This window comes from Paucibacter sp. B51, from assembly GCF_027863535.1.
Lineage (GTDB): Bacteria > Pseudomonadota > Gammaproteobacteria > Burkholderiales > Burkholderiaceae_C > Paucibacter_A > Paucibacter_A aquatilis.
Map to the genome: position 1 here is coordinate 377,921 of NZ_JAPIVN010000002.1, position 23,665 is coordinate 401,585.

A 23,665-nucleotide genomic window follows, 5' to 3' on the forward strand; every position below is an offset into this window, starting at 1 on the left:
CTTCTTTTTCGCCCGCCGCCTTCTCCATGCCCGCCGCCCTGCCGTCGCTCCGCCTCGGCGCCCATTCCCTGCCCAACCGACTGTTCGTGGCGCCCATGGCCGGCGTCACCGATCGGCCGTTCCGTCAGCTCTGCCGGCGCCTGGGTGCGGGCTATGCGGTCAGCGAGATGGTCACCTCGCGCAAAGACCTCTGGAACAGCCTCAAGACCTCGCGCCGCGCCAACCACGACGGTGAAGCCGGGCCCATCGCCGTGCAGATCGCCGGCACCGACGCGCCCATGATGGCCGAGGCCGCCCGCTACAACATCGAGCGCGGCGCCCAGATCATTGACATCAATATGGGCTGCCCGGCCAAGAAGGTCTGCACCAAATGGGCCGGCTCGGCCCTGATGCAGGACGAGCCCCTGGCCACCGAGATCATGGCCGCCGTGGTCGAAGCGGCCGCGCCCTTCGGCGTGCCGGTGACGCTGAAGATGCGCACCGGCTGGTGCGAAACCGAGAAGAACGCCCAGCGCCTGGCCCTGGCCGCACAGGACGCCGGCATTGCCATGGTCACCGTGCATGGCCGCACCCGCGAGCAGGGCTACAAAGGCCTGGCCGAGTACGACACGGTGGCCTCGGTCAAGGCCGCGCTACAGATCCCGGTGGTGGCCAATGGCGACATCGATTCGCCTCAGAAAGCCAAGGCCGTGCTCGATCGCACCGGCGCCGATGCCCTGATGATCGGCCGCGCTGCCCAAGGCCGGCCCTGGATCTTTGCCGAGATCGATCACTTCCTGCGCACCGGCGAAGCGCTGCCACCGCCGCGCGTGCAGGACGCCAGCGACTGGCTGATCGAACACCTGCACGACCACTACAGCCTCTACGGCGCCCTGGCCGGCATGCGCAGCGCGCGCAAGCACATCGGCTGGGCCGTGCGCGGCTTGCCCGGCGGCGAAGCCTTCCGCCAGCACATGAACCTGCTGGAGAGCTGCGAGGCCCAGGTCATCGCCCTGCGCCAGTGGTTCGCCGAGCTGGCCGACCAGCATGAACGGCTGCCTGTGTCGACGCTGCCCCTCGGGGACGATGGCGGCGACACCGACGACGCCTCCTCACAAAAAGAACACGCACCGAAAGCTTCTGCATGAGCACCACGCCCACCCCGATCGATCAATGCGTTCGCGAGAACCTGCAGGCCTATTTCAGCGACCTGGAAGGCGAGGAGCCGCATTCCATGCACGAGATGCTGATCAAGCTGGTGGAAAAGCCCCTGCTCGAGGTGGTGATGCAAAAAGCCCAGGGCAACCAGAGCAAGGCGGCCGAATGGCTGGGCATCAACCGCAACACCTTGCGCCGCAAGCTGACCGAACACCAGATGCTGTGAGCCCCGCACACAGCACACGCCACGAATCCACACTCCCCGACGAGCACCTGCCATGACGCAACTGACTGCCTTGATCTCCGTGTCCGACAAGACCGGCATCCTCGAATTCGCCAAGGAGCTGCACGCCCTGAATGTGCGCCTGCTGTCGACCGGCGGCACGGCCAAGCTGCTGGCCGATGCCGGCCTGCCAGTGACCGAGGTGGCTGATCACACCGGCTTCCCCGAGATGCTGGACGGTCGCGTCAAGACCTTGCACCCCAAGGTGCACGGCGGCCTGCTGGCCCGCCGCGACTTCCCCGAACACATGGCTGCCGCCGCTCAGCACGGCATCACCATGATCGACATCCTGGCTGTCAACCTCTACCCCTTTGAGGCCACCGTCGCCAAGCCCGGTTGCACGCTGGAAGACGCAATCGAGAACATCGACATCGGCGGCCCGGCCATGGTGCGCAGCGCGGCCAAGAACTGGAAAGACGTCACCGTGCTGACCGACGCCAGCCAGTACGCCCAAGTGCTGGCCGAGCTGAAGGCTCACGGCAAGACCAGCGACAAGACCCGCTTTGCCGCCTCCGTGGCCGCCTTCAACCGCATCGCTCAATATGACGCTGCGATCAGCAATTACCTGAGCGCACGCACCGAAGAAGGCACGCTGTCCGAGTACCCCGGCCAGATGAACAGCAGCTTCGTCAAGGTGCAAGACCTGCGCTACGGCGAGAACAGCCACCAGACCGCCGCGCTCTACCGCGACCTCTACCCCGCCCCCGGCTCCCTGGTCACCGCCAAGCAGCTGCAAGGCAAGGAACTCAGCTACAACAACATCGCCGACTCCGACGCCGCCTGGGAATGCGTGAAGAGCTTCGATGTGCCCGCTTGCGTGATCGTCAAGCACGCCAACCCCTGCGGCGTGGCCGTGGCTGCCAACGCGGCCGAGGCCTATGCCAAGGCCTTGAAGACCGACCCGACCAGCGCCTTCGGCGGCATCATCGCCTTCAACCGCGAGGTGGACGGCGCGGCCGCCGCTCATGTCTCCAAGCAATTCGTCGAAGTGCTGATGGCGCCGAGCTTCAGCGCCGAAGCGCTGGAGATCTTCCAGGCCAAGGTCAATGTGCGCCTGCTGCAAATCGACCTGCCCCCGGGCGGCTCGACACCTTGGCTGCAAGGCCGCAATCTGGGCGACAGCAAGCGCATTGGTTCCGGCATCCTGCTGCAAAGCGCCGACAACCACTTCCTCAAGAAGGAAGACCTGAAGATCGTCACGACCCTGCAGCCCAGCGCCCAGCAGCTCGATGACCTGATGTTCGCCTGGACCGTGGCCCAGTATGTGAAGAGCAATGCCATCGTCTTCTGCGGCGGCGGCATGACCCTGGGCGTGGGCGCCGGCCAGATGAGCCGTGTCGACTCGACCAAGATCGCCGCCATCAAGGCCGCCAACGCCGGCCTGGAACTGAAGGGCTCGGTGGTCGCCAGCGATGCCTTCTTCCCCTTCCGCGACGGCGTGGACGTGCTGGCCGATGCCGGCGCCACCTGCGTCATCCAGCCAGGCGGCTCCATGCGCGACGACGAAGTGATCGCCGCCGCCAATGAGCGCGGCCTGGCCATGGTCTTCACCGGCGTGCGTCACTTCCGCCACTGAGCAGGGGACGCGTCATGATGGCGGGATGCTGAGCCAAGCCCGCCCCTTTCCTGTCACGCGTCTTCGAGTTCGACCGCTGGCCATTCTGGCCTGCTTGGGTCTCCTGCTGGCCGGCTGCACCACTGCGGTGCCGTCGGCCGCTGTGTTTTCAGCGCCCGCAGCCACCAGCGGCGCGGCCAACCCGCTGCACTTCGAGGACGCCGATCGCTTTGCCCGCCTTCTAGACGCCCATCCCACGCCCAACGCCGCACAGCTGCAAGCCGACTACATCGCGCCGGGATCGGCCGGGCTGAAGATCTTCACGCCCTACCGCATCATCAACGCCGACAACCTGGCGGCCAAAGTGGCAGCCAACCCGGCGACTTACCGCAAAGCCCTGGACCTCTGCCTGCCCGTGGCCCGGGGCATGAGTGTCGACGCCGCTGCCACCCTGGCCCAGGTGCAAGGGCTGCTGAAGCAAAGCGAGCCGGCCACCGTCTACATGCTCTTTGGCGGCAACAACTCGGGTGGCACGGCCGGCCGGGACGGCCTGGTCTTGGGGCTGGAAGTGCTGTGCCGCAAGGTGAGCACCGAAGCCGAAGCCCGCGCCATCCTGACCGAGTTCATCGCTCATGAGGTGACCCATGTCTACCAAGACCGCGTCAAGCGGCCCGGTGGCCCTTTGCATCTGCTGGCCGTCGCCCTGAATGAAGGCTTTGCCGATTTCGTGGCCGAGTTGGCCACCGGCAACCGCGCCGGCAGCGACCATGAGCGCGCCCGCTACGGCCTGGCCCACGAGGCGGAGCTCTGGCGGCGCTTCCAGGCCGACATGGCCGACGAGAGCCGGCTGCGCCACTGGTTCTACAACAACAGCGAGGCCTACCAGAAAGAACTGAACGGCGCACCGCCCGACCTCGGTTACTGGCTAGGCAAGCGCATCTGCGAAGCCTATTACGCCCGCGCCAGCGACAAGGCGGCCGCCCTGCAGGTCTTGCTGGAACGGCGCGACCCTCAGCAGATCCTGAAGGACAGCGGCTACGCGCCGAGCCTCTGAACGACGGGCCCGCCCGACGCGACTAGACACCTGCCTCTAGCCGAGGGCTGATTCGCTAGGCAGGGGGTGCGCTTGCGGTTAGCCTTGGCGGCAAACAGGAAAAGACCGCCAGGAGACACTTTCAATGGATCAAACGCTGCAAGAGCGTCTGCATCTCGTGCTGGAACAGCAGCGCGCCGCCTTCCGCGCCGAGATGGCGCCCAGCCGCGAGGTCCGCCTGGACCGGCTGGAACGCGTGCGCCGCATGACGGCCCAGCACAGCGAAGCCCTGGTGAAAGCCATCTCGGCCGATTTCGGTCACCGCGCCCGCCAGGAAACCCTGCTGGCCGACATCTTCACGGTCGAATCGGGCGCCCGCCATGCGCAGAAGCATCTGCGTGACTGGATGCGCCCGCGCCGCCAGCCCACCGCCCTGCACTTCCAGCCGGCCCGCAATCTGCTGATGCGCCAGCCTCTGGGCGTGGTCGGCGTGGTGGCGCCCTGGAACTACCCCTACTACCTGGCCCTGGGCCCGGCCGTGGGCGCCCTGGCCGCGGGCAACCGGGTGATGATCAAGCCCTCGGAGCTGACACCGCGCACCGGTGAGCTGATGGCCGCCATGGTGGCCGAGTTCTTTGCGCCCGAGGAGATGACCGTGGTCAATGGCGAAGCCGAGCTGGCGCGCGCCTTCACCGCCCTGCCCTTTGATCATCTGTGCTTCACCGGCTCCACCGCCGTGGGCCGCATCGTCGCGCAGGCGGCAGCGCAAAACCTGACCCCGGTGACGCTGGAGCTGGGCGGCAAGTCACCCGCCCTGGTGGACCGCAGCTGCGACCTCAAGCTCACCGCCAGCCGCATCGCGCATGGCAAGCTCTTCAACGCCGGCCAGACCTGCGTGGCGCCCGACTACCTGCTGGTGCCCAAGGACATGGTCGAGCCCCTGGTGCAGGAGATCCGCGCTGCCATGCGCCGGCTCTACCCCAAGATCGCCGGCAACCCCGACTACACCCACATCGCCACGCCGCGTCACCTGGCCCGGCTGCGAGGCCTGCTCGACGACGCCCGCGCCAAGGGCGCCAAGATCATCCCCAGCCACGAGGAAAAAACCGTCGGCCGCGGCCTGGTGCCGCAGCTGCTGCTGGGCGTGAACGAGCAGATGACGGTGATGCAGGAGGAGATTTTCGGCCCCCTGCTGCCCATCGTGCCCTACGTCGAGGTGGACCATGCCCTCGCCTATATCAACCGCCACGACAAGCCCCTGGCCCTGTACTGGTTCGGCCGCGATGCCGCCATGCGCGAGCATGTGCTGAGCCAGACCCAGGCCGGCGGCGTGACGGTCAACGACTGCATCTGGCACCTCGGCCAGGAGGAACAGCCCTTCGGCGGCGTTGGCGCCAGTGGCATGGGCGCCTACCACGGCGAATTCGGCTTCCGCAGCTTCAGCAAGGAGAAGCCAGTCTTCCACCAATCGCGCTGGGCCGGCACGCGCTTGTTTTTCCCACCCTACGGCAAGACCTTTGACCGCCTGCTGGGTTTGCTGAAGAAGATCGCATGAACGCCACCCCGATGTCCTCCCCAGCCTCAATGCAGCGGCGCCGCTTTCTGAAGTTAGGCCTGGGGGCCACGGCCTTGCTGGCTGTGGCCGGTGCCGGCACTGCCTTGCTGAGCAAGCCTGGCCTGGTTGAAGGCCGCCTGAGCGCGCCCTCGCGCCAGCTGATGCGCGCCATCACCGTGGCCGTCTGCGGCGATCTGCTGCCGCCCGAGGGTCCGGCCCGCGAAACACGCCTGGCCCGACACATGGACCAACTGGACCGTCAGATTGCCGGCTTCCCGCCCGCCTTGCGCGGCGACTTGGGCCAATTGCTGACCCTGCTGGGCACGGCGCCAGGCCGCCTGGGCCTGATGGGCTTGCGCAGCCCTTGGGCCGAGGCCTCTGCGGCCGAAGTGCAGGCCCGGCTGCAAGTCATGGGCCACTCCAGCTTGGCCCTGCGTCAGCAGGTCTTCCATGCCCTGCGCGACCTGAACTGCCTGGTGTTCTTCAACGACCCGGCCAGCTGGGCCCTGGTCGGCTACCCCGGTCCGAGGACGAATTGAGCATGAGCAGCAGTGACATCCGTGACAACGACGGCCCCAGCGGCGCGATCACTGGCATCCCAGACCCCATTGCAGAAGGCCTGGCACGCGGCTGGAAGGTGCGCGGCGGCCCGCATGGTGCCCTGCCCGAGCGCATCGACTGCGATGTCGCCATCATCGGCAGCGGCGCCGGCGCCGGCATCACGGCCGAGATGCTGGCGCGCGCCGGCCTCCAGGTCTTGATCATTGAAGAAGGCCCGCTCAAATCCAGCCGCGACTTCCGCCAGCGCGAATCCGACGCTTACACCCAGCTCTACCAGGAAGGCGGCGGCCGCAAAACCGCCGACCAGGCCATCCCCGTGCTGCAAGGCCGCTGCGTCGGCGGCAGCACCACCGTCAACTGGGCCGGCTCCTTCCGCACCCCGGCCGAAACCCTGGCCTTCTGGGGTGAGCGCTTCGGCCTGAGCACGCTGAACTTCGACGCCATGCAACCCTGGTTCGAGCAGGTGGAGAAGCGCCTGAACATCTCGCCCTGGCTGACCGAACCCAACGCCAACAACCAGGTGCTGCGCCGCGGCCTGGAGAAGGTCGGCGTTCCTGCGCCCACCATCAACCGCAATGTCAAAGGCTGCTGGAACCTGGGTTCCTGCGGCCTGGGCTGTCCGACCAATGCCAAGCAGTCCATGCTGGTGACCACCATCCCGGCCGCTCTGGACCTGGGTGCGACCCTGCTGGTGCAGACCCGGGCCGAGCGCTTCGAGCTGCAGAGCAAGCTGGGCAACAGCGATGAGCGCGAGGCTGAAGCCCTGATCTGCCAGCCCATCCAGACCGATGGCAGCCCGGCCGGCGCGCCGCTGCGCGTGCGCGCCAAGCATTTCGTGGTGGCCGGTGGCGCCATCAATTCGCCCGCCCTGCTGCTGCGCTCGGATGCGCCCGACCCTTTCAATCTGCTCGGCCGCCGCACCTTTTTGCACCCCACCGTGGCCAGCTGCAGTGTCATGCCCGAGGTGGTGAATGGCTGGGCCGGTGCACCGCTGGCGGTCTACTCCGACCATTTCCTCAGCACCCAGGCGATGGACGGGGTGATCGGCTACAAGCTCGAAACCGCGCCGGTGCACCCGGGCCTGGTGCTGACCAATCTGGGTGGCATCGGCAGCAAACTGGCCGAGCGCGCCCGTGCCCTGCCACAGACTGCCGTACTGATCGGCCTGCTGCGCGATGGCTTCCACCCCGACTCGATCGGCGGCAGCGTGAAGCTGCGCCGCGACGGCAGCCCGGCCCTGGACTACCCCGTCAACGCCTATCTGCTGGAAGGCGCGCGCCGCGCCCACCTGACCATGGCCGAGGTGCAGTTCGCCGCCGGTGCGAGAAGCGTGCACCCGGTGCACGAGCTGGCGCAGGACTATCGCAGCTGGGCCGAGGCCAAGGCGGCCATCCAGGCCCTGCCCTACAAGCCCTTCATCACCGGCTTTGCCAGCGCCCATGTGATGGGCGGCTGTGGCATGGCGGCCGATGCCGCACGCGGCGTGGTGCGGCCCGACGGCCAGCACTGGCAGCTGCGCAATGTCTCGGTGCACGACGGCTCGACCTTCCCGACCAGCATCGGCGCCAATCCGCAGATGACGGTGTACAGCCAGGCGGCGCGCATGACGGCGGGGCTCGCCCGGCGGCTGAACGGCCGTGAGGTGCGCCTGTTCTCGCCGAGCCAGAGCTGAGCAGGTAAGTAAGACTGCCAGGCACAATGCCCGCTGCATCCACAGCCTCCAGGCCAAGCCGGGCGCTCCGCCATGCCTCGTGATCCGATCCGCATCTTGTTCGTCTGCATGGGCAATATCTGCCGCAGCCCGACAGCCGAAGCCGTGCTCCGCGAGCAGCTGCGCGCCCATGGCCTGACGCAGCGCTGCGAGGTGGATTCCGCTGGCACGCACGGTTATCACGTGGGCGAGCCGCCCGATCCGCGCTCGCAGGCTCATGCACGGCAACGCGGCATCGACATGTCCAAGCTGCGCGCCCGCCAGGTGCAAAGCAGCGACTTCGCCCACTTTGACCTGTTGCTGGCCATGGACGCCGACAACCTCGCCCTGCTGCGCCAGCGCTGCCCGGCCGACCAACCACAAAGCAAGCTGCGCCTGCTGACCGACTTTTGCCAGCGCCAATCTGCCCGGGCTGTGCCCGATCCTTACTACGGCGGCCACGAAGGTTTTGAGCAGGTGCTCGACATCGTCGAAGACGCTTGCGAGGGCTTGCGCCTGCAGCTGTTTCCAGCCTGAGTTCTTCAGGCCGCCCGGCTCAGCGCGCCTTCTTGCCGCTGCCCAGCACCTCGGGCGTGGTCACGCCCATGGACACATACAAACTGCTCAGACCGTCCATGCCGATCTCGGCCGGTCGCACCCAATCGCGCGGCAGATACAGCAAGCCGCCACCCACCGGCACCGGCGCGGTGGGCACCAGCACGGCGAGGTAGGCGTTCCCGCCAATGTCCACCGGTTCCGGGCTGGACAGCAAGCCCAGCACCAACACACCGCCCTCGGGCTTGATACCACCGAAATGGCACCACACCGGCGCCATCGCCCGCACGCCGGCTTCGTCGCGCGTGGACACCATCTCGATCATGCGTTTGAGCAGGTCGTAGACCGTGCTGATCACCGGAATGCGCGCAATCAAGGTTTCCAACAGCGCCTTCACCCGACGCTGCAACTGAGTCTCCACCAGCAAGCCCAGCAGATAGACAAACACCAACACCAAGCCCAGACCGATCAGATACGCCGCCAGTGGCGACTCGGTCAAGCGCAAGCCCAAGCGCCCCAGCGCATGGCCGAGCACGCTCTTCGGCCCCAGATAGTCCATCAACAGAGACATCACCCAGCCCAGCAACACCAGCGTGGCCACCAAGGGCAGCACCGTCAGAAAGCCGGTGACAAACGTGCGAAGGACGTGACGGCGAGCTTGAGCGGCGAAGGGTGCGGGGGTGGGCATGGAGGGCAAGTGGGCAGAATGAGAACTGCGGCATCATGCCAGCAGGCGCCCGATGCGCGCATCACCCGTGGCACACTTTGCGGTCCCGAGCGCGCGCAGCCTCACCCGCCATGGCTGGAACGGCGAACAAGTGCATTCCAAGGGAAACAAGGACGGGTCGGGCAGACCGTGAACCTGAGGGCCCTGTCCAGGCATCGGTCCCAAGCCTGCAGACCCGGCATCCGCCCTCATTCAGCTCAGCCCTCATGCCCACATTCAAAGCTCTGGCCCCGCTGCTCGCCCTGACGCTGGCTGCAACGGCAACGCTCCACCATGCGCAAGCCGCAGAGGCGCAGGACCCTGCGGCAGCCCTCGCCCCCTTGATCGCCCAGATCGAAGCCGCGCAAAGCCCCAACCGCGGCGGGCTCGATGGCTTCACGCTGCAGGAGGTGATGAAAAAGTTTGGCCTGCCGGGCCTGAGCATTGCGGTGGTGAAAGACTTCAAGATTCACTGGGCCAAGGCTTACGGGGTGGCCGATGTGGAAACTGGGCGAGCGGTGGATGTGAACACAGCCTTCCAGGCGGCGTCGATTTCCAAGCCTGTCATGGCCATGGCGGTGGTCAAGCTGGCGCAAGATGGACGCTTGTCGCTCGATGCTGATGTCAACACGATGCTGCGCGCCTGGAAGGTGCCGCAGACCGAGCTGACCCGCGCGCAGCCGGTGACGCCGCGCGCACTCTTGAGCCACACCTCAGGCTCGGATGATGGCTTCGGATTTCCTGGCTATGCGCCCGACGCGCCCTTGCCCAGCGTGGTGCAGATCATCCAAGGGGACAACAAGCTGGCCAATGTCAGCGGCGTGCGCTTCAGCCGCCCGCCTTACCAAGCGATGAAGTACTCCGGCGGCGGCTCGCTCATCATGCAGCAGGCCCTCACCGACCTGAGCGGCCAGCCTTTTGCCGAGCTGATGCAAAGCACCGTGCTGGGGCCTCTGGGCATGACGGGCAGCAGCTTTCAGCAGCCGCCTCGCGCCGATTGGGCGCCGCGCCTGGCCTATGCCCACAACCAGAAAGGTCAACGCATGGGCGCGCCCTGGCATGTCTACCCGGAGCAAGCAGCGGCGGGGCTGTGGACCTCGCCCTCAGACCTGGCGCGCTTCATGATTGAAGTGCAGCAAACCCGTCGCGGCCCCGGCAAAGGCAAGCTGCTGACGCCACTCGGTGCGCTGGAGATGAGCAGCCCGGTGGGCAGCGGCGCATTTGCCGTGGGCCTGCAGCTGGAGATGATCGGCCAAGGCTGGTACTTCATGCACGGGGGCTCCAACTGGGGCTTTCAATGCGATCTCAGCGGCCATGTGCTCAAGGGCTATGGTGTGGTGATCATGAGCAACGGCGAAGGCGGAGGCGCTGCAATTCGTGAAATTCGCAATCGCGTGGCTGCCGCCTATGGCTGGGACCAGCTCGACAAGCCCCTGGCCCGATAGCCCGATAGCCCGATAGCTCGATAGCCCGACAGACGGGCCTGAAGGGAGATTGCCGCGTTCAGCGCTAGCGCAAGCAATAGCCGGGTGTTGCCGTGGGCATGATTTCATCGAGTTGGAAGAGGTGCCAACGGTGCGCTTCCCGATCTGGCGGACGACCCACCGCGAGCTGCCGGCTGCAAAGTCAAAGCCCAAGCATGCGCCGAGTGCGGACACCCTGGACGCCGCCAGGGGATAACCCGAGAGAGGTGCTTGGGGCCCTGCGGCTCTAATGCCGACTTGTACTCCCTAGCGACAATCCTGCACGGACCATGCCTTCCCTGTTTCGATCCCTACCCCTGGCTCTCACTCTGGCTACCTGCATGGGTTGGGGCTGGATGCCCACCCAGGCTCAAGCCCAGGCCGCAACGCTGAAGCCGCACGCCCAGGGGCCCGAGGTGGACGAAGCTCCGCTGCGCGCCCACCTGGCCCTGCTGTCCTCCGATCTGTTCGAAGGCCGGGGCACCGGCCAGCGCGGCGGCGATCTGACCGTGGCGTATCTGGAGACACAGGCGAAAGTGCTGGGTCTGCAACCAGCAGCGCCCGGCGGCAGTTATCGCCAAGCCGTGCGCCTGCTGGGCACGCGCACGCTGCAGGCGCAAAGCCAGCTGCAGATCGAAGGCGGCAAGACGGCAGCGCCGGTGCTGAAGTTCGGCGCCGACTGGGTCTACGGCAGCGGCAATGGCCAGGCGCTCATTGCCGTGGCCGACGAGCTGGTGTTTGCGGGCTACGGCATCACGGCGCCCGAGGAGCGCTGGGACGATTTCAAGGGCCAGGACCTGCGCGGCAAGATCCTGATCGTGCTGGCCAACGACCCCTATCCCACCAAGGCCGAGCCCGGCCGCTTTGCCGGCAAGGCGATGACGATCTACGGCCGCCGCGGCTACAAATACGAAGAAGCCCTGCGCCGCGGCGCCAAGGGCGTGCTGGTGCTGCACACCGAGGCCTCGACCCTGAGCAGCTGGAGCGTGGTCAGCCAGGGCGCGTTCAGCGAACAGTTCCAGCTCGACGGCGCCAGCCCGGGCCTGCCGCTGCAGGGCTGGATCAGCGCACCGGCCGCCGAACAGCTGTTCCAGGCCGCCGGCCTGGACCTGGATGCGCTGCGCGCCCAGGCCGAAACCCGCGAGTTCAAGCCCGTGCCCCTGGGCCTGCGCCTGAAGGGCGAACTGCATGCCGCCGTGCGGCGCCTGGAGCAGTTCAATGTGGCGGGCCTGGTGCCGGGCAGCGACCCCAAGCTCAAGGACGAGCTCGTCATCTACACCGCCCACTGGGACCACCTCGGCAAGATCCGCGGCAGCGACGGCCAGGAGCAGATCTTCAACGGCGCGGTGGACAACGCCTCGGGCACCGCCGCCCTGCTGGCCATGGCGCAGGCCGCCGTGCGCCAGCCGGCACGGCGCAGCCAGATGTTCCTCTGGGTGGCCGCCGAAGAGCAGGGACTGCTGGGCAGCGCCTGGTACACCCAAGCGCCGCTCTGGCCTCTGGCCCGCACGGCCGCCAGCCTCAATCTCGACACCCTCAACTTCGTCGGCCGCACGCGCGACATCGGCGCCCACGGCGCCGAGCGCAGCGATCTGGGCGCGATGGCGGCGCAGGTGGCCAGCCAGATGGGCCTGAGCATTGCGCCGCCGCGCGTCGATGTCGGCGGCTATTACTTCCGCAGCGACCACTTCAGCTTCGCCAAGGCCGGCGTGCCGGCCTTCTCGGTCAGCAGTGGCGGCCAGTACCTTGATGAATCACCGGCCGTGGCCGAGAAACGCCGCGCCTACGGCAAGCGCTACCACCAGCCCAGCGACCAGTACGACCCGAGCTGGGACCTCGCCGGCATGCGCGAGCAGGCACAGTACACCCTCAAGCTGGGCCGCGCTGTGGCCGACGCCGAGGCCATGCCGGCCTGGCGCGCGGGCGACCCGTTTGCTGCGGTGAAGCGCTGACACACCGTGGAACCGCCCGAGCGCCTGAGCCTCACACAGGGCCTGCTGCTGGCCCTGTTCGCGATGCTCAGCCTGCTGATGTTGTGCGCTGCGCTGTTTGCCTGGCGACTGCGCTGTGAGGGCTTTGGCTGCATGGGCGTCGGCATCGTCTGGATGGCCTGGGCGGTGTTGGCGGCGGTCTGCCTGCTTCTGGGCCTCAGCCTGCAATCCTTGCTGAAAGCGCGTTTGGCTACGGGCGCGCAACGCCTGCTGCGCCTGACACTCTGGGCAGAGGGCGGGCTGACGCTGGGCCTGCTGATCTACTGGATGCTGCGCGGCCACTGAAGCGTCATCCAGGCGAGGCCGGCCAGCGGCTACCATCTCGGGATGTCTCTTGCTTCCACGGCCGGTCTGGCCCTGTCTTCGCTGGCGCGCCTGATCACCGGCGCCCAGGGCCACTGGAAAGGCTGCCCGCCCATGGCGGAGCAGCGTATCTACTTCGCCAACCACCAAAGCCATTTCGATTGGGTGCTGATCTGGGCCGCGCTGCCGCGCGAGCTGCGCGCCCAAACCCGCCCGATTGCCGCTCGCGACTACTGGACCAGCAGCCCGCTCAAGGGCTGGCTGACCCGCGCGGTGTTCAACGCCATCTACGTCTCGCGCACCCGCAGCTCGCCCGATGAAGACCCGCTGGAGCCCCTGGTCGAGGCGCTGCGCAACGGCGATTCCCTGGTGATCTTTCCCGAGGGCACGCGCTCCAACAAGGGCGAGCCCCAGGCCTTCAAGGCCGGGCTCTACCACTTGGCCGAACAGTTCCCGGAGGTTCGCCTGATCCCGACCTGGATCGACAACGTCCAGCGCGTCATGCCCAAGGGCGAGGTGGTGCCGGTGCCGATTCTCTGCACCGTCACTTTCGGCGCGCCGATCCAGCTGCAGGCCGAGGAAGACAAGCGCGCCTTTCTGGACCGCGCACGCGCGGCCGTGCTGGCCTGCCGGCCGGGTTGCGGCGAAGGCGGGAGCGCATGATGAACCCGATCCAATGGCTCAAATCGCTGGACAGCAGCGGCCAGGTGGCCCTGCTCTTCGTGATCCTGTTCGGGGCCCTGATGCTGCTCAGCCTGGCCAGCTTTGTGATGCAGCTGCGCGCCCGCCACCGCGGCCTCAGCCAGGACGATGACCGCCCGGGCGAGGCGGACAGCCACCTCGACTCCACTCTCTGGGGCGGCGCGCCGCTGACCCTGGCGCCGCGCCGGCGCGGCCTGCGCCATGAGCTCGGTTTCCTCTGGGGCGGTGCCTGCGTGTTCTGGGCGGCCTGGATCTCGGGGCCGGTGGGCGCCACCCTGCTGTTCGGCGTGCTCTCGTTTCTAGCCCTGCGCGAGTTCATCACCCTGATGCACACCCGGCGCGCCGACCACCGCGGCCTGATCCTGGCCTTTTTCATCATCCTGCCCCTGCAGTACACGCTGACGGGGCTGCGCCAGTTCGATCTGTTCTCGGTGCTGATTCCGGTTTACGCCTTTTTGGCCATCCCGGTGGTCAGCGCCCTGGCCGACGACCCGGCGCGCTTCCTGGAACGTAACGCCAAGATCCAGTGGGGCATCATGGTCTGCGTCTACGGCCTGTCGCATGCGCCGGCCCTGCTGTTGCTGGACTTTCCCGGCTACCGGGGCCGCGGCGCCTTTTTGCTGTTCTTCCTGGTGATGGTGGTCAGCTGCGGCCAGCTGGCCCAGCTGGTGGCCAGCCGGCGCCTGCGCCGCCGCCCGGTGGCGCGGCGCATCAGCCGCAGCTTCTCGATGCGCGCCTGGTGGATCGGCACCCTGACCGCCGCCTTCGTCGGCGCCCTGCTCTACTGGGCCACGCCTTTCAAGGTGGGCCAGGCCCTGGTCATGGCCTTCATCGCCGCCGGGGCGGGCAGCTTTGGCACCCTGGTCATGAAAGCGCTGAAGCGCGACGCCGGCGTGCGCTACTGGGGCAACCGCAGCTCCATCACCGGCGCGGTGGGCCTGCTCGACCGCATCGCCGTGCTCTGTTTCGCCGCGCCCGTGTTCTTCCACTCTGTGCGCTGGTATTTCAAGCTCGCACTGTGATGATCCAGCCCGAGCCGCCCTCGCCCATGCCGCCCTACCTCGCCAGCTGCCTGTGCGGCGCCGTCGCGCTGGAGATCCACGGCGGCATCGACGCCATCATCCATTGCCACTGCTCGCGCTGCCGCAAGTCCAGCGGCACCGCCTACGCCACCAACGGCTTTATCGGCCGCAGCGGCCTGCGCATCACCCACGGTGAAGCCCAGGTGCGCAGCTACGAAGTCAAGCCCGGGCGGCTGCGCCACTTTTGCGGCGTCTGCGCCTCGCCGCTGTTCAGCAGCAACCGGGACGATCCGGAGCGGCTGCGCCTGCGACTGGGCATCCTGGATTCCGACATCCTTGAGCGCCCCCTCTCGCACAACTTCGTCAGCTCGCGGGCCTGCTGGGACGATCTGGACGCAGCGCTGCCGCGTTACGACGGCAGCGAGCCCGGGCGCTGAGGCCGCCGGGCACTCGGGCCGCGGCTTCATCGTTTCTTCAGATCGCTCTGCTGCAATCGGTTCATGAATGTCCTGCTGATTGAAGACGACCTGGACCTGGGCGATGGCATACGTCTGGCCTGCGAAGCCGAAGGGCATCGGGTGTGCTGGGTGCGGCGCCTGGCCGATGCAAAGGGCCAGATCTTGGCCCACAGGCCAGATCTGCTGCTGCTCGACCTGGGTCTGCCCGATGGCGATGGCCACAGCCTGCTGGCTTGGCTGCGCACACACGAGGCGATGCCGCCCGTCTTGATCATCAGCGCCCGCGACGCCTTGGATGAACGCCTTCGCGGCCTGGACGGCGGCGCCGATGATTTCTTGCTCAAGCCATTTGCCTTGAAAGAGCTCTTGTCGCGCCTGCGCGCGCTGGCCCGGCGCAGCTATGGCCTGCAGGAAGGAGCGCTGAGCCTCGGAGGCCTGCAGATTCACCAGGCCTCGCTGCGCGTCAACCTGGACGGCCAGCCCTTGGAGCTCTCGCCCAGCGAGTACCGGCTTCTGGAGCTTCTGGTCAAGCGCGCCGACCGGGTCTTGACGCGGCGCTTTCTGGAAGAGCATGCCCTGGGCTGCAGCCAGGCGGAGAGCAATGTGCTGGATGTGCACATCTCCAGCCTGCGCCGCAAACTGGGCGAGGGCTATATCCGCACGGTGCGCGGTGTGGGCTATGTGATCGAGCGGCCCGTCAAGCCTGCAGCGCCCGCATGAGGGGCCGTTTGCGCCGCGCCGCTGCCCAGCTGTGGCGATACATCTCCGAGCCATCCATGCTGCGCGGCCTGGTGCTGGCCCAGGCTTTCCTGGTGTGTGGCCTCTGGGCCCTGCTGTTGCTGATTGGCTTGCGCTCCGATGTGTCTGAAGCCTCCGCGCTCAAGCTGGTCCCGGCGGCAGAGGCCATTCTCAGCAGCGCCCAGCATCTGGCCGACCGCCCCGAAGCCCTTCGGCAGGTCTTGGACAAGGTGGACCAATGGAACCGCGCCGAGCAGGGCGAAGACGACCCCTTGCGCCGCATCAGCCTGCTGGCCTGGCGCGACCAGCAGCTGTTGTACGCCACGCCCGGCTTGCCGGCGCGCTTCCACGGCCCTTTCCCTCCGGGCCTGCAACACGTGGACGACGGCAAGCTGGGTTGGCAAGTGCTGACCGTGCAGACCCCAGCCTCGGCTGCGAGTGCGGCAGCAGACTCAGACCTGCGAGTGTCGTTCTTGATCCCCCGGCACCTGAGCATGGTGCTGCTCAGCGATGAGGGCCTGGCCTTGCTGCTGCTGCCGCTGGGCTTCAGCCTGCCATTGCTGATCGTCCCGAGCTGGCTGTCGGTGCGCTGGGCTTTGCGGCCCTGGCGGCGGCTCAGCGACGCCGTGGCCCGCCGCGACGCCAATGACCTCAGGCCCATCCAGCTTCAGGCGCGCGAACAAGAGTTGCGCCCGCTGCTGCAGGCCATCAACCGCTTGCTGGAAGAACTGCGCGAGGCGCGTGCGCGCGAGCGCCGCTTTGTGGCCGATGCCGCGCACGAGCTGCGCACGCCCTTGGCAGCGCTGCGCTTGTACGCCGACTCTCTGGCGGCCTTGGCGCGAGACCCGAGGCAGCAGCCCCTGTGGCAGGGCATGCAGCGCAGCAGCGAACGCGCCATCCACCTGGTCAATCAATTGCTGAGCTTGCTGCGCAGCGACATCCAGGGTCCCCAGGCCGAGTGGCGAACGCTCGACCTCGCGCAACTCTTGCCCGAAGTGATGGCCGAGGTCGAGCAGCAAGCCCGGCAGCGCCATATCAGCCTGAGTTGTGAGACCGGCAGCGAGCCCATGTATCTGGTGGCCCATGCCGATGGACTGCATTCGCTGTTCGGCAATCTGCTGGAGAACGCGGTGAAGTACAGCCCCGAACACAGCAGCGTGCAGGTGCGCCTCTGGGTTCAGGACGAGATGCTGTGCGCCAGCATCAGCGACCAGGGCCCCGGCATCCCTGAAGCCTGGCGCAGCGCCGTGCTGGAACGCTTCACCCGCCTGCCGGGCGAGAGCCAAGCCGGCAGTGGTCTGGGCCTGGCCATCGTCCAGAGCGTGCTGCATTCGCATGGCGGGCAGATGCAGCTGGACGACGCCCCGGGCGGCGGCTTGTGCGTCAGCTTGCGCCTGCCGCGCCAGGCCGCCCAGCTCGATGGCGAAGGCAGGGGCCACGCGCTCAGGGATTCAGGCGCTCGCGAATGAAGGCGATGGCCTCGGGCATATGGCTTTGGGTGATGCTGCCGTGGTTGCCGTCGGGCACCTCGACATAGCGCACCGAGCTGCCCAAACGCTGCATCTCGGCCACCAGCGCACGCGCCGCCTGGATCGGCGTCTGCTCATCCAGCACGCCTTGCACGATCAGAACCGGGCTCTGCAGCTTGACTTGCGCCGGGCGGTTCTTGCTGAGGGTCTGGCGCAGCGCCTCGCTCAGAAAGGCACTGCGCTTGAGGCTGGGGTAGGTCGACAGGGCTTGGCCGCTGCTCAGGTGTCGCATCATGTCCTGGTCCAGGGCCGGCTCAAAGCGCTGACAGTCGGAATCATCGGCAGCCAGCTTCGCAATCGGCAAGAAACTGGCTTCCACCAACTGTTCCAGCTTCAGACTGGGGTCTTGGGCCAGCAGACCGAGCGACAGCACGGTGCCATTGGCAGCCAGTTGAAACACGGTGCCGGCCAGAACCTCGGCCAGTTCCGGCGAAGGCTGGGCAGCCATGGCGCGCTCCAGATCATCAATCCGCTGAAACAACTCGGCCGCCATGCGCGCGGGATCGGAGGCCGGCGCCAGCGCCACGGTGGCGCGCAGCGGAAAGGCAGCATCCATGCGCGCCGCCATCTCAGCGCCGGCCAGGGCTGCATAGCCGCCTTGTGAGTGACCCATCAGCGCCCACGACTTGCTCAGGCGCAGACCGGGCAACTGGTGCACAGCCTCGACTGCGGCTGTGATCGACTGGCCCAGGCTGCCGACATGCAAATAGGGGTGCGCACCCGGCCCACCCAGACCTTCGTAATCCGGGGCCAAGACCGCGAAACCGGCATCGAGCAGGGCCTGGATCTCTTGCTTCTCGTTGTGCGCATCGGCATTGCGGCTGGGTGCGCAGGCATCGGCCACACCGACCGTCCCATGGGCCCAGACCACCAGCGGTACATCGCCCGAAGCCGGCTGGGCGCGCGGAACAAACAACAAGGCCTCGGTCTCGGTCTGCCCACCGTTCAATGCCGGCATGCGGTAGCGCAGCAACTGCGTTTGCTGCACACCGCTGAAACTCTGAGCCTGTGCATAGGCCGAATGGCTCAGCAAGGCCCGGGGCTTGTCTGCGGATCTAGGCGGCTCGTCACTGCCGCCACCGCAGGCACAGAGCAGCGCCGTCGCGGTGACCAGCAAGGTGCGGGTGAGCAAGGGAGAAGAAGACTTCGAAGCAAGGCGTGACATGAAATGCGTCCAATCCAGCATGAGTGCGTGTTCCAAGCGAACACAGCGCCATGCTGCAAGCCCAGGCTGAAGGCGTTCTGAGCCTCAGCTGAAGGCGCGATGAAGATGGCTGGCGACAGCCCGCATTCATCGATCCAAGGCTCGCACCGTTGCCGGGCCGATCGAGGCGGGGCCCGCGGCACTCACCGATAGACTGCAGGGGCCTTCCAGGCCTGGGCCCATGTGCAGGCCTCAGCCCAAGAATCTCTCCGCAAGCTCGCCCATGACCCTCATCCCTCTCAGCGCCCTGACCTTTGCCTTGCTGTGCCTGGGGGTGTGCATCTTCCAGCTGGCCTTGATCCTGGGGGCCCCGTGGGGAGAGTTCACCCTGGGAGGCAAGTGGCGAGGCGTCCTCCCTCCTCGCACCCGTTGGATCCCCCTGCTCTCCGTGCTCATCATGGTGGGCATGGCCGCCATCATTCTGGCCGCCAGCGGGCTGGCATGGCCGGCGTTCCAAGTGCAGGCCCAATCGCTGATCTGGTGGGTGGTGGGCTACTGCGCCCTGGGCTGCGTGGCCAACGCCATCACCCCCAGCCCGCGCGAACGCAGGATCTGGCTGCCTGTGGTTCTGCTCCTGCTGGCCAGCAGCCTGTGCGTCGCGCTCGGGCCCTGAGGAGCAAGCTTTGACCGTTGCAGCATGAAGGTGCTTTGAATCGACTCAGGCTTGCAGACCTCGGGCTTTGCCATCTTCGGTGCAGATGGCCCACGACTGAGCCGGGTCACCAGCGCGCCAGTCACGATCCAAGTCGCAAAAAAAAGCCGATCCCAAGGATCGGCTGGATTGAACGCGATGAACGACCTCAGGACAGAGGAGCAACTCAGGCTTGACGACGGCGGCGTGCGGTAAAGCCAATCACACCCAGACCGGCCATGATCATGGCCAGGCTGCCCGGCTCGGGCACGGCGCTGACGGTCAGCAGGTCCTGGTAGTCGGCGTTGCTGAGCTTGGTGATGGTGTAAAGGTCGGGGCCGTTGTAGCTGGCGGCGGCTTGCAGATAGCCGTTGACGCTGGCGACAAAGGCGTTCTGCTCGGCCACGGTGGCGCCGCCCAGGCCTTGCACGAAGAAAGCACCCTGGCCGGCGGCCACATTGAGCGGGTTGCCCGCGGTTTCGTGGGTAATTTCCCAGACCGCGGTCTGGAAGGCGGCTTGCTGGCTGGCGTTCAGCGAGTTGCTGAAGCTGGTGGCAAACAGGCCTTGCAGCAGCTTGTTTTCACCGGCACTGAAGCTGCCTTCCGAGTAGGTCTGGAAGCCGCGGCGGGTGCTGGCGTAGTCCTGGGCCAGTTCGACGCAAAAGGCGTAGAAGCTGGCACCGGCGCGGTTCTCGAACTGCAGGGCCCCGGTGGCATAACCGAAGGATTCCAGCTGGCGGCCGGCGGTGTCGGTGTAGGAGGTGTCCAGCTCCAGCTCGCCGGAGTTGTTGACGAAGAGCAGGTCCACGCTGGCGGCCGATGCGGTGCCGGCGATCAGGGCCAAGGTGGCGGCGGTCAGGGTCTTCTTGAACAGGGTCGACATGGTCATTGACTTTCGATTCGGTGCATTCGGCAGATCGGTGAACGGCGGCGGGCTCAGGCCTTCTGGCGGCGGCGGCTGAGGCCGGCCATGGCGGCCAGAGCCACCAGGCTCAGGGCCAGGCTTTGTGGCTCGGGCACGTTGTTGCTGCCGGTCTTGAGCTGGCCGTTGAAAGCCGCGCCATGCTTGGCACCTTCCAGGTAGCCGTTGACATGCAGCTCCCACTGGCCGGCGCTCAGGCTCACAGGAGCCAGGGTCCACTCTTCGGCACCGTAGCCGGGCTTGGACCAGTCACGGCCCACGGTCTGGGTGAAGGACAGGCGGCTGGCCGGGTCGGCCTTGCCATTGCCATCGAGCTTGAGCAGGAACACCTCTTCCACGTCCACGGCCATATTGGCCTTGGTGAAGAGATTGCCGCTGACCAGGGTGTCGGCGCTCAGCAGCAAGCCGCTGAAGACGTTGGCGAAGTTCTGGCCGCTCTTGTTGCCAACGCTCGGGTTCGAGAATGCGCCATCGGCCCCCAGAGTCAGCTGAGTGACCGGGCCGGCTTGGACTTGCGAAGCCAGGCCCATCAGGGCGGTGGCCAGGGACATCACGACGACAGCTTGTTTTGTACGCATCTCTATCACCCTCCGGTTCGAAAGTTTCGTGGTCTGAACCGGTGAAACCAGTCCAATCGAAAACCACTTCAATCTAGGGGGAGATGCTAGGGGAAGCCCCCGATGACGTCGCCCCCCTGAGCAGGGGCTCGGCACGCGTGCTCGTGTGAAAAGCACGGGAAGTCGGGGCTTTTAGAGATGTAAACCTAGGACCAGCAGGCCTGGCCCCCAATGAAAGACGCCCCGACAGGCGGGGCGTCTTTGGGCTCGCAAGCGCGCCGCGACGCGCGGGCGATCAGCTCAGCTTGCCGTGGCAGGCCTTGAACTTCTTGCCGCTGCCGCAGGGGCAGGGGTCGTTGCGGCCGACATGGCCGTACTTGGACACATCGAAGCCATCGGCTGGGTCCTGCGAGACCGAGCCATCCTCGTTGGGATGGGTGTAGGTGACGTTGCTGACCTGGTCGGCACGCGCTTCCATGGCCTGGGCGGCGCGGTCGGCCTCTTCCTGCGACTGGATGCGCACATTGAGCAGGGTGCGGGTGACTTCCATCTTCACCACGTCGAGCAGCTGCGAGAACAGCTCGAAGGCTTCACGCTTGTACTCTTGCTTGGGGTTCTTCTGGGCATAGCCGCGCAGGTGGATGCCCTGGCGCAGATAGTCCAGCGAGGCCAGATGCTCGCGCCAGTGTTGGTCGATGCTTTGCAGCAGCACCATGCGCATGAAAGGCGTCAGCTGCTCGATGCCGACGCGGGCGATCTTGTCGTTGAAAGAGGCATCACCGGCCTTGACCACGGCTTCGACGATTTCTTCGTCGGTGATGGCGTCGCTCTTCTCGACCAGGGCCTTGAGCGGCACCTCCAGCTGCCACTCGTCGCGCAGCACGCGCTCCAGGCTGGCCAGGTCCCACTGCTCTTCCAGGCTCTCGGCCGGGACGAAGGTGCGCACCACATCAGTCAGGCTGCTGGCGCGCAGATTGGTGATCTGCTCGACCAGGCTATCGGCTTCGAGGATGTCGTTGCGCTGCTGGTAGATGACCTTGCGCTGGTCGTTCGAGACGTCGTCGTACTCGAGCAGCTGCTTGCGGATGTCGAAGTTGCGGCCTTCGACCTTGCGCTGCGCGCTTTCGATCGAGCGGGTGACGATGCCGGCCTCGATGGCCTCGCCCTCGGGCATCTTCAGGCGGTCCATGATGGCGCGCACGCGGTCGCCCGCGAAGATGCGCATCAGCTGGTCGTCCAGCGACAGGTAGAAGCGCGAGCTGCCCGGGTCGCCCTGGCGGCCCGAACGGCCACGCAGCTGGTTGTCGATGCGGCGGCTTTCATGGCGCTCGGTGGCAATGATGCGCAGGCCGCCTTGGGCCTTGACGGCCTCATGCAAGCCGGCCCACTCACTCTTGAGCTTGGCGATGCGCTCGGCCTTGACCGAATCGGGCAGCGAGGCGTCGGCCTCGATGACCTTGATCTGGTTCTCGACATTGCCGCCCAGCACGATGTCGGTGCCGCGACCGGCCATATTGGTGGCGATGGTGATCACGCCGGGGCGGCCGGCCTGGGCCACGATCTCGGCTTCCTTGGCGTGCTGCTTGGCGTTCAGCACCTGGTGCGGCAGCTTTTCCTTGTTCAGCAGGGCCGAGATCAGCTCGGAGTTCTCGATCGAGGTGGTGCCCACCAGCACGGGTTGGCCGCGCTCGTGGCAGTCGCGGATGTCGCGCACCACGGCTTCGAACTTTTCCTTGTTGGTCTTGTAGACCAGGTCCAGCTCGTCGCGACGCTGGGTCGGGCGGTTGGGCGGGATCACCACGGTTTCCAGGCCGTAGATTTCCTGGAACTCGTAGGCTTCGGTGTCGGCCGTGCCGGTCATGCCGCCCAGCTTGCCGTACATGCGGAAGTAGTTCTGGAAGGTGATCGAGGCCAGGGTCTGGTTCTCGCTCTGCACCGCCACGCCTTCCTTGGCCTCCACGGCCTGGTGCAGGCCATCGCTCCAGCGGCGGCCGGTCATCAGGCGACCGGTGAACTCGTCGACGATGGTGACTTCACCGTTCTGCACCACGTAATGCTGGTCGCGGTGGTAGATGTGGTGGGCACGCAGCGCTGCATACAGATGATGCATCAGCGAGATATTGGCCGCGTCGTAAAGGCTGGCGCCCTCGGGCAGGAGGCCGGCTTCGGCGAGCAGGCGCTCGGCGTTGTCGTGACCGTCTTCGGTCAGGTAGATCTGGTGCGACTTCTCGTCGACGGTGAAGTCACCCGGCTCGATCACGCCCTCGCCCGTGCGCGGGTCGAGTTCGCCGATCTGCTTCTTCAGGCGCGGTGCCACCTGGTTGATGGCCAGGTACACATCGGTCTGGTCGTCAGCCTGGCCCGAGATGATCAACGGGGTGCGCGCCTCGTCGATCAGGATGGAGTCCACCTCGTCGACGATGGCGTAGGCCAGCGGGCGCTGCACGCGGTCGGCCACGTCGTGGACCATGTTGTCGCGCAGGTAGTCGAAGCCATACTCGTTGTTGGTGCCGTAGGTCACATCGGCGGCGTAGGCGGCCTGCTTCTGCTCGCGCGGCATATTGGGCAGGTTGATGCCCACGCTCAAGCCGAGGAAGTTGTAGAGCTGGGCCATCCACTCGGCGTCACGCTTGGCCAGGTAGTCGTTGACCGTCACCAGATGCACGCCCTTGCCGGTCAGTGCATTCAGGTAGACCGGCAGCGTGCCCATCAGGGTCTTGCCTTCACCGGTGCGCATTTCAGCGACCTTGCCGGCATGCAGCACCATGCCGCCGATCAGCTGCACATCGAAGTGGCGCATCTTGAGCGCGCGCTTGCTGCCTTCGCGCACAACGGCAAAGGCCTCGGGCAGCAGGGCATCGAGCGATTCGCCCTGGGCCACGCGTGCCTTGAACTCGGCGGTCTTGGCCCGCAGGGCTTCGTCATCGAGGGCTTCGAACTTGGGTTCCAGCGCATTGATCTGCTGGACGACGCGGCGATAGCCCTTGAGCAAGCGCTCATTGCGGCTACCGAAAATCTGGGTGAGAAGCTTGGGCAACATGCAGCGTGATGGTTTGTTCGGTCGTGGAAC

General features: G+C 66.6%; 22 protein-coding genes. 17 read left to right on the forward strand and 5 right to left on the reverse strand.

Translation table 11 applies throughout. The annotated features are described in order from the left end of the window. Positions 1-26: 26 nt before the first annotated feature. The 8 genes from dusB (at position 27) to OOB33_RS22580 (ending at position 8,351) form a co-directional block, all read left to right on the forward strand. A complete protein-coding gene (gene dusB, locus OOB33_RS22545; protein ID WP_271010307.1) occupies positions 27-1,127 on the forward strand; it encodes a tRNA dihydrouridine synthase DusB in 1,101 nt (366 codons plus the stop codon). Beyond that, complete coding sequence (locus OOB33_RS22550; protein WP_102766281.1) at positions 1,124-1,363, forward strand: helix-turn-helix domain-containing protein; 240 nt, start codon at positions 1,124-1,126, stop codon at positions 1,361-1,363. Before dusB ends, OOB33_RS22550 begins: the two co-directional genes overlap by 4 nt. 52 nt (positions 1,364-1,415) lie before the next feature. Further along, positions 1,416-2,996 (forward strand): bifunctional phosphoribosylaminoimidazolecarboxamide formyltransferase/IMP cyclohydrolase, encoded by a 1,581-nt coding sequence (gene purH, locus OOB33_RS22555; RefSeq protein ID WP_271010308.1) that lies wholly within the window; start codon positions 1,416-1,418, stop codon positions 2,994-2,996. 94 nt (positions 2,997-3,090) lie between these two features. Next, on the forward strand, positions 3,091-4,029 hold the full coding sequence (locus OOB33_RS22560; RefSeq protein ID WP_271010309.1) for a gliding motility protein GldB-related protein: 939 nt from the start codon (positions 3,091-3,093) through the stop codon (positions 4,027-4,029). Between the two features lie 124 nt (positions 4,030-4,153). Then, a complete protein-coding gene (locus OOB33_RS22565; protein WP_271010310.1) occupies positions 4,154-5,563 on the forward strand; it encodes a coniferyl aldehyde dehydrogenase in 1,410 nt (469 codons plus the stop codon). Beyond that, the gene (locus tag OOB33_RS22570) at positions 5,560-6,102 is read left to right on the forward strand and encodes a hypothetical protein (RefSeq protein WP_271010311.1); all 543 of its coding nucleotides are present in this window, start codon (positions 5,560-5,562) and stop codon (positions 6,100-6,102) included. The genes OOB33_RS22565 and OOB33_RS22570 overlap by 4 nt, the downstream gene beginning before the upstream one ends. Before the next feature lie 2 nt (positions 6,103-6,104). Next, positions 6,105-7,796: a GMC family oxidoreductase gene (locus OOB33_RS22575; protein ID WP_271010312.1), complete on the forward strand. Its 1,692-nt coding sequence runs from the start codon at positions 6,105-6,107 to the stop codon at positions 7,794-7,796. A gap of 72 nt (positions 7,797-7,868) precedes the next feature. Further along, complete coding sequence (locus OOB33_RS22580; protein WP_271010313.1) at positions 7,869-8,351, forward strand: low molecular weight protein-tyrosine-phosphatase; 483 nt, start codon at positions 7,869-7,871, stop codon at positions 8,349-8,351. A gap of 19 nt (positions 8,352-8,370) precedes the next feature. Here the strand turns inward: OOB33_RS22580 and OOB33_RS22585 are convergent, their stop codons facing one another. Next, the gene (locus OOB33_RS22585) at positions 8,371-9,057 is read right to left on the reverse strand and encodes a DUF502 domain-containing protein (RefSeq protein WP_102766276.1); all 687 of its coding nucleotides are present in this window, start codon (positions 9,055-9,057) and stop codon (positions 8,371-8,373) included. 245 nt (positions 9,058-9,302) lie between these two features. Here OOB33_RS22585 and OOB33_RS22590 point away from each other — a divergent pair, with 245 nt between their 5' ends. From OOB33_RS22590 to OOB33_RS22625, 8 genes are all read left to right on the forward strand, one after another. Beyond that, complete coding sequence (locus OOB33_RS22590; protein WP_271010314.1) at positions 9,303-10,520, forward strand: serine hydrolase domain-containing protein; 1,218 nt, start codon at positions 9,303-9,305, stop codon at positions 10,518-10,520. Positions 10,521-10,879: 359 nt separating this feature from the next. Further along, the gene (locus OOB33_RS22595; protein ID WP_271010315.1) at positions 10,880-12,490 is read left to right on the forward strand and encodes a M28 family peptidase; all 1,611 of its coding nucleotides are present in this window, start codon (positions 10,880-10,882) and stop codon (positions 12,488-12,490) included. 6 nt (positions 12,491-12,496) lie between these two features. Further along, on the forward strand, positions 12,497-12,814 hold the full coding sequence (locus tag OOB33_RS22600) for a hypothetical protein (protein WP_102766273.1): 318 nt from the start codon (positions 12,497-12,499) through the stop codon (positions 12,812-12,814). A gap of 42 nt (positions 12,815-12,856) precedes the next feature. Then, on the forward strand, positions 12,857-13,495 hold the full coding sequence (locus OOB33_RS22605) for a lysophospholipid acyltransferase family protein (RefSeq protein WP_102766272.1): 639 nt from the start codon (positions 12,857-12,859) through the stop codon (positions 13,493-13,495). Next, positions 13,495-14,556 (forward strand): phosphatidate cytidylyltransferase, encoded by a 1,062-nt coding sequence (locus tag OOB33_RS22610; RefSeq protein ID WP_102766271.1) that lies wholly within the window; start codon positions 13,495-13,497, stop codon positions 14,554-14,556. Before OOB33_RS22605 ends, OOB33_RS22610 begins: the two co-directional genes overlap by 1 nt. Continuing rightward, the gene (locus OOB33_RS22615; protein ID WP_207795879.1) at positions 14,556-14,993 is read left to right on the forward strand and encodes a GFA family protein; all 438 of its coding nucleotides are present in this window, start codon (positions 14,556-14,558) and stop codon (positions 14,991-14,993) included. Before OOB33_RS22610 ends, OOB33_RS22615 begins: the two co-directional genes overlap by 1 nt. Before the next feature lie 63 nt (positions 14,994-15,056). Next, positions 15,057-15,734: a response regulator gene (locus OOB33_RS22620; RefSeq protein WP_102766270.1), complete on the forward strand. Its 678-nt coding sequence runs from the start codon at positions 15,057-15,059 to the stop codon at positions 15,732-15,734. Beyond that, positions 15,731-17,221, forward strand: coding sequence for a sensor histidine kinase (locus OOB33_RS22625; RefSeq protein ID WP_271010316.1), 1,491 nt, complete (start codon positions 15,731-15,733; stop codon positions 17,219-17,221). Before OOB33_RS22620 ends, OOB33_RS22625 begins: the two co-directional genes overlap by 4 nt. Here the strand turns inward: OOB33_RS22625 and OOB33_RS22630 are convergent. Then, positions 17,196-18,446, reverse strand: a complete 1,251-nt coding sequence (locus OOB33_RS22630) for an alpha/beta hydrolase family protein (RefSeq protein ID WP_271010317.1) — start codon at positions 18,444-18,446, stop codon at positions 17,196-17,198. The genes OOB33_RS22625 and OOB33_RS22630 overlap by 26 nt on opposite strands. Before the next feature lie 262 nt (positions 18,447-18,708). Here OOB33_RS22630 and OOB33_RS22635 point away from each other — a divergent pair, with 262 nt between their 5' ends. Continuing rightward, complete coding sequence (locus OOB33_RS22635; RefSeq protein ID WP_271010318.1) at positions 18,709-19,098, forward strand: hypothetical protein; 390 nt, start codon at positions 18,709-18,711, stop codon at positions 19,096-19,098. 205 nt (positions 19,099-19,303) lie between these two features. On the opposite strand, the gene OOB33_RS22640 is transcribed toward OOB33_RS22635, so the two are convergent. From OOB33_RS22640 to secA, 3 genes are all read right to left on the reverse strand, one after another. After that, the gene (locus OOB33_RS22640) at positions 19,304-19,999 is read right to left on the reverse strand and encodes a PEP-CTERM sorting domain-containing protein (RefSeq protein ID WP_102766609.1); all 696 of its coding nucleotides are present in this window, start codon (positions 19,997-19,999) and stop codon (positions 19,304-19,306) included. A gap of 53 nt (positions 20,000-20,052) precedes the next feature. Continuing rightward, positions 20,053-20,616, reverse strand: a complete 564-nt coding sequence (locus OOB33_RS22645; protein ID WP_108724336.1) for a PEP-CTERM sorting domain-containing protein — start codon at positions 20,614-20,616, stop codon at positions 20,053-20,055. Positions 20,617-20,890: 274 nt separating this feature from the next. After that, positions 20,891-23,635, reverse strand: a complete 2,745-nt coding sequence (gene secA, locus OOB33_RS22655; RefSeq protein WP_271010319.1) for a preprotein translocase subunit SecA — start codon at positions 23,633-23,635, stop codon at positions 20,891-20,893. Positions 23,636-23,665: the final 30 nt, after the last annotated feature.

Excerpts from the sequence above, each read along its gene's own strand:
- dusB (WP_271010307.1), top strand. The coding sequence starts at position 27 with ATGCCCGCCGCCCTGCCGTCGCTCCGCCTCGGCGCCCATTCCCTGCCC.
- OOB33_RS22550 (WP_102766281.1), top strand. The coding sequence starts at position 1,124 with ATGAGCACCACGCCCACCCCGATCGATCAATGCGTTCGCGAGAACCTG.
- purH (WP_271010308.1), top strand. The coding sequence starts at position 1,416 with ATGACGCAACTGACTGCCTTGATCTCCGTGTCCGACAAGACCGGCATC.
- OOB33_RS22565 (WP_271010310.1), top strand. The coding sequence starts at position 4,154 with ATGGATCAAACGCTGCAAGAGCGTCTGCATCTCGTGCTGGAACAGCAG.
- OOB33_RS22570 (WP_271010311.1), top strand. The coding sequence starts at position 5,560 with ATGAACGCCACCCCGATGTCCTCCCCAGCCTCAATGCAGCGGCGCCGC.
- OOB33_RS22575 (WP_271010312.1), top strand. The coding sequence starts at position 6,105 with ATGAGCAGCAGTGACATCCGTGACAACGACGGCCCCAGCGGCGCGATC.
- OOB33_RS22580 (WP_271010313.1), top strand. The coding sequence starts at position 7,869 with ATGCCTCGTGATCCGATCCGCATCTTGTTCGTCTGCATGGGCAATATC.
- OOB33_RS22585 (WP_102766276.1), bottom strand. The coding sequence starts at position 9,057 with ATGCCCACCCCCGCACCCTTCGCCGCTCAAGCTCGCCGTCACGTCCTT.
- OOB33_RS22590 (WP_271010314.1), top strand. The coding sequence starts at position 9,303 with ATGCCCACATTCAAAGCTCTGGCCCCGCTGCTCGCCCTGACGCTGGCT.
- OOB33_RS22595 (WP_271010315.1), top strand. The coding sequence starts at position 10,880 with ATGGGTTGGGGCTGGATGCCCACCCAGGCTCAAGCCCAGGCCGCAACG.
- OOB33_RS22605 (WP_102766272.1), top strand. The coding sequence starts at position 12,857 with ATGTCTCTTGCTTCCACGGCCGGTCTGGCCCTGTCTTCGCTGGCGCGC.
- OOB33_RS22610 (WP_102766271.1), top strand. The coding sequence starts at position 13,495 with ATGAACCCGATCCAATGGCTCAAATCGCTGGACAGCAGCGGCCAGGTG.
- OOB33_RS22615 (WP_207795879.1), top strand. The coding sequence starts at position 14,556 with ATGATCCAGCCCGAGCCGCCCTCGCCCATGCCGCCCTACCTCGCCAGC.
- OOB33_RS22620 (WP_102766270.1), top strand. The coding sequence starts at position 15,057 with ATGAATGTCCTGCTGATTGAAGACGACCTGGACCTGGGCGATGGCATA.
- OOB33_RS22625 (WP_271010316.1), top strand. The coding sequence starts at position 15,731 with ATGAGGGGCCGTTTGCGCCGCGCCGCTGCCCAGCTGTGGCGATACATC.
- OOB33_RS22630 (WP_271010317.1), bottom strand. The coding sequence starts at position 18,446 with ATGTCACGCCTTGCTTCGAAGTCTTCTTCTCCCTTGCTCACCCGCACC.
- OOB33_RS22635 (WP_271010318.1), top strand. The coding sequence starts at position 18,709 with ATGACCCTCATCCCTCTCAGCGCCCTGACCTTTGCCTTGCTGTGCCTG.
- OOB33_RS22640 (WP_102766609.1), bottom strand. The coding sequence starts at position 19,999 with ATGTCGACCCTGTTCAAGAAGACCCTGACCGCCGCCACCTTGGCCCTG.
- OOB33_RS22645 (WP_108724336.1), bottom strand. The coding sequence starts at position 20,616 with ATGCGTACAAAACAAGCTGTCGTCGTGATGTCCCTGGCCACCGCCCTG.
- secA (WP_271010319.1), bottom strand. The coding sequence starts at position 23,635 with ATGTTGCCCAAGCTTCTCACCCAGATTTTCGGTAGCCGCAATGAGCGC.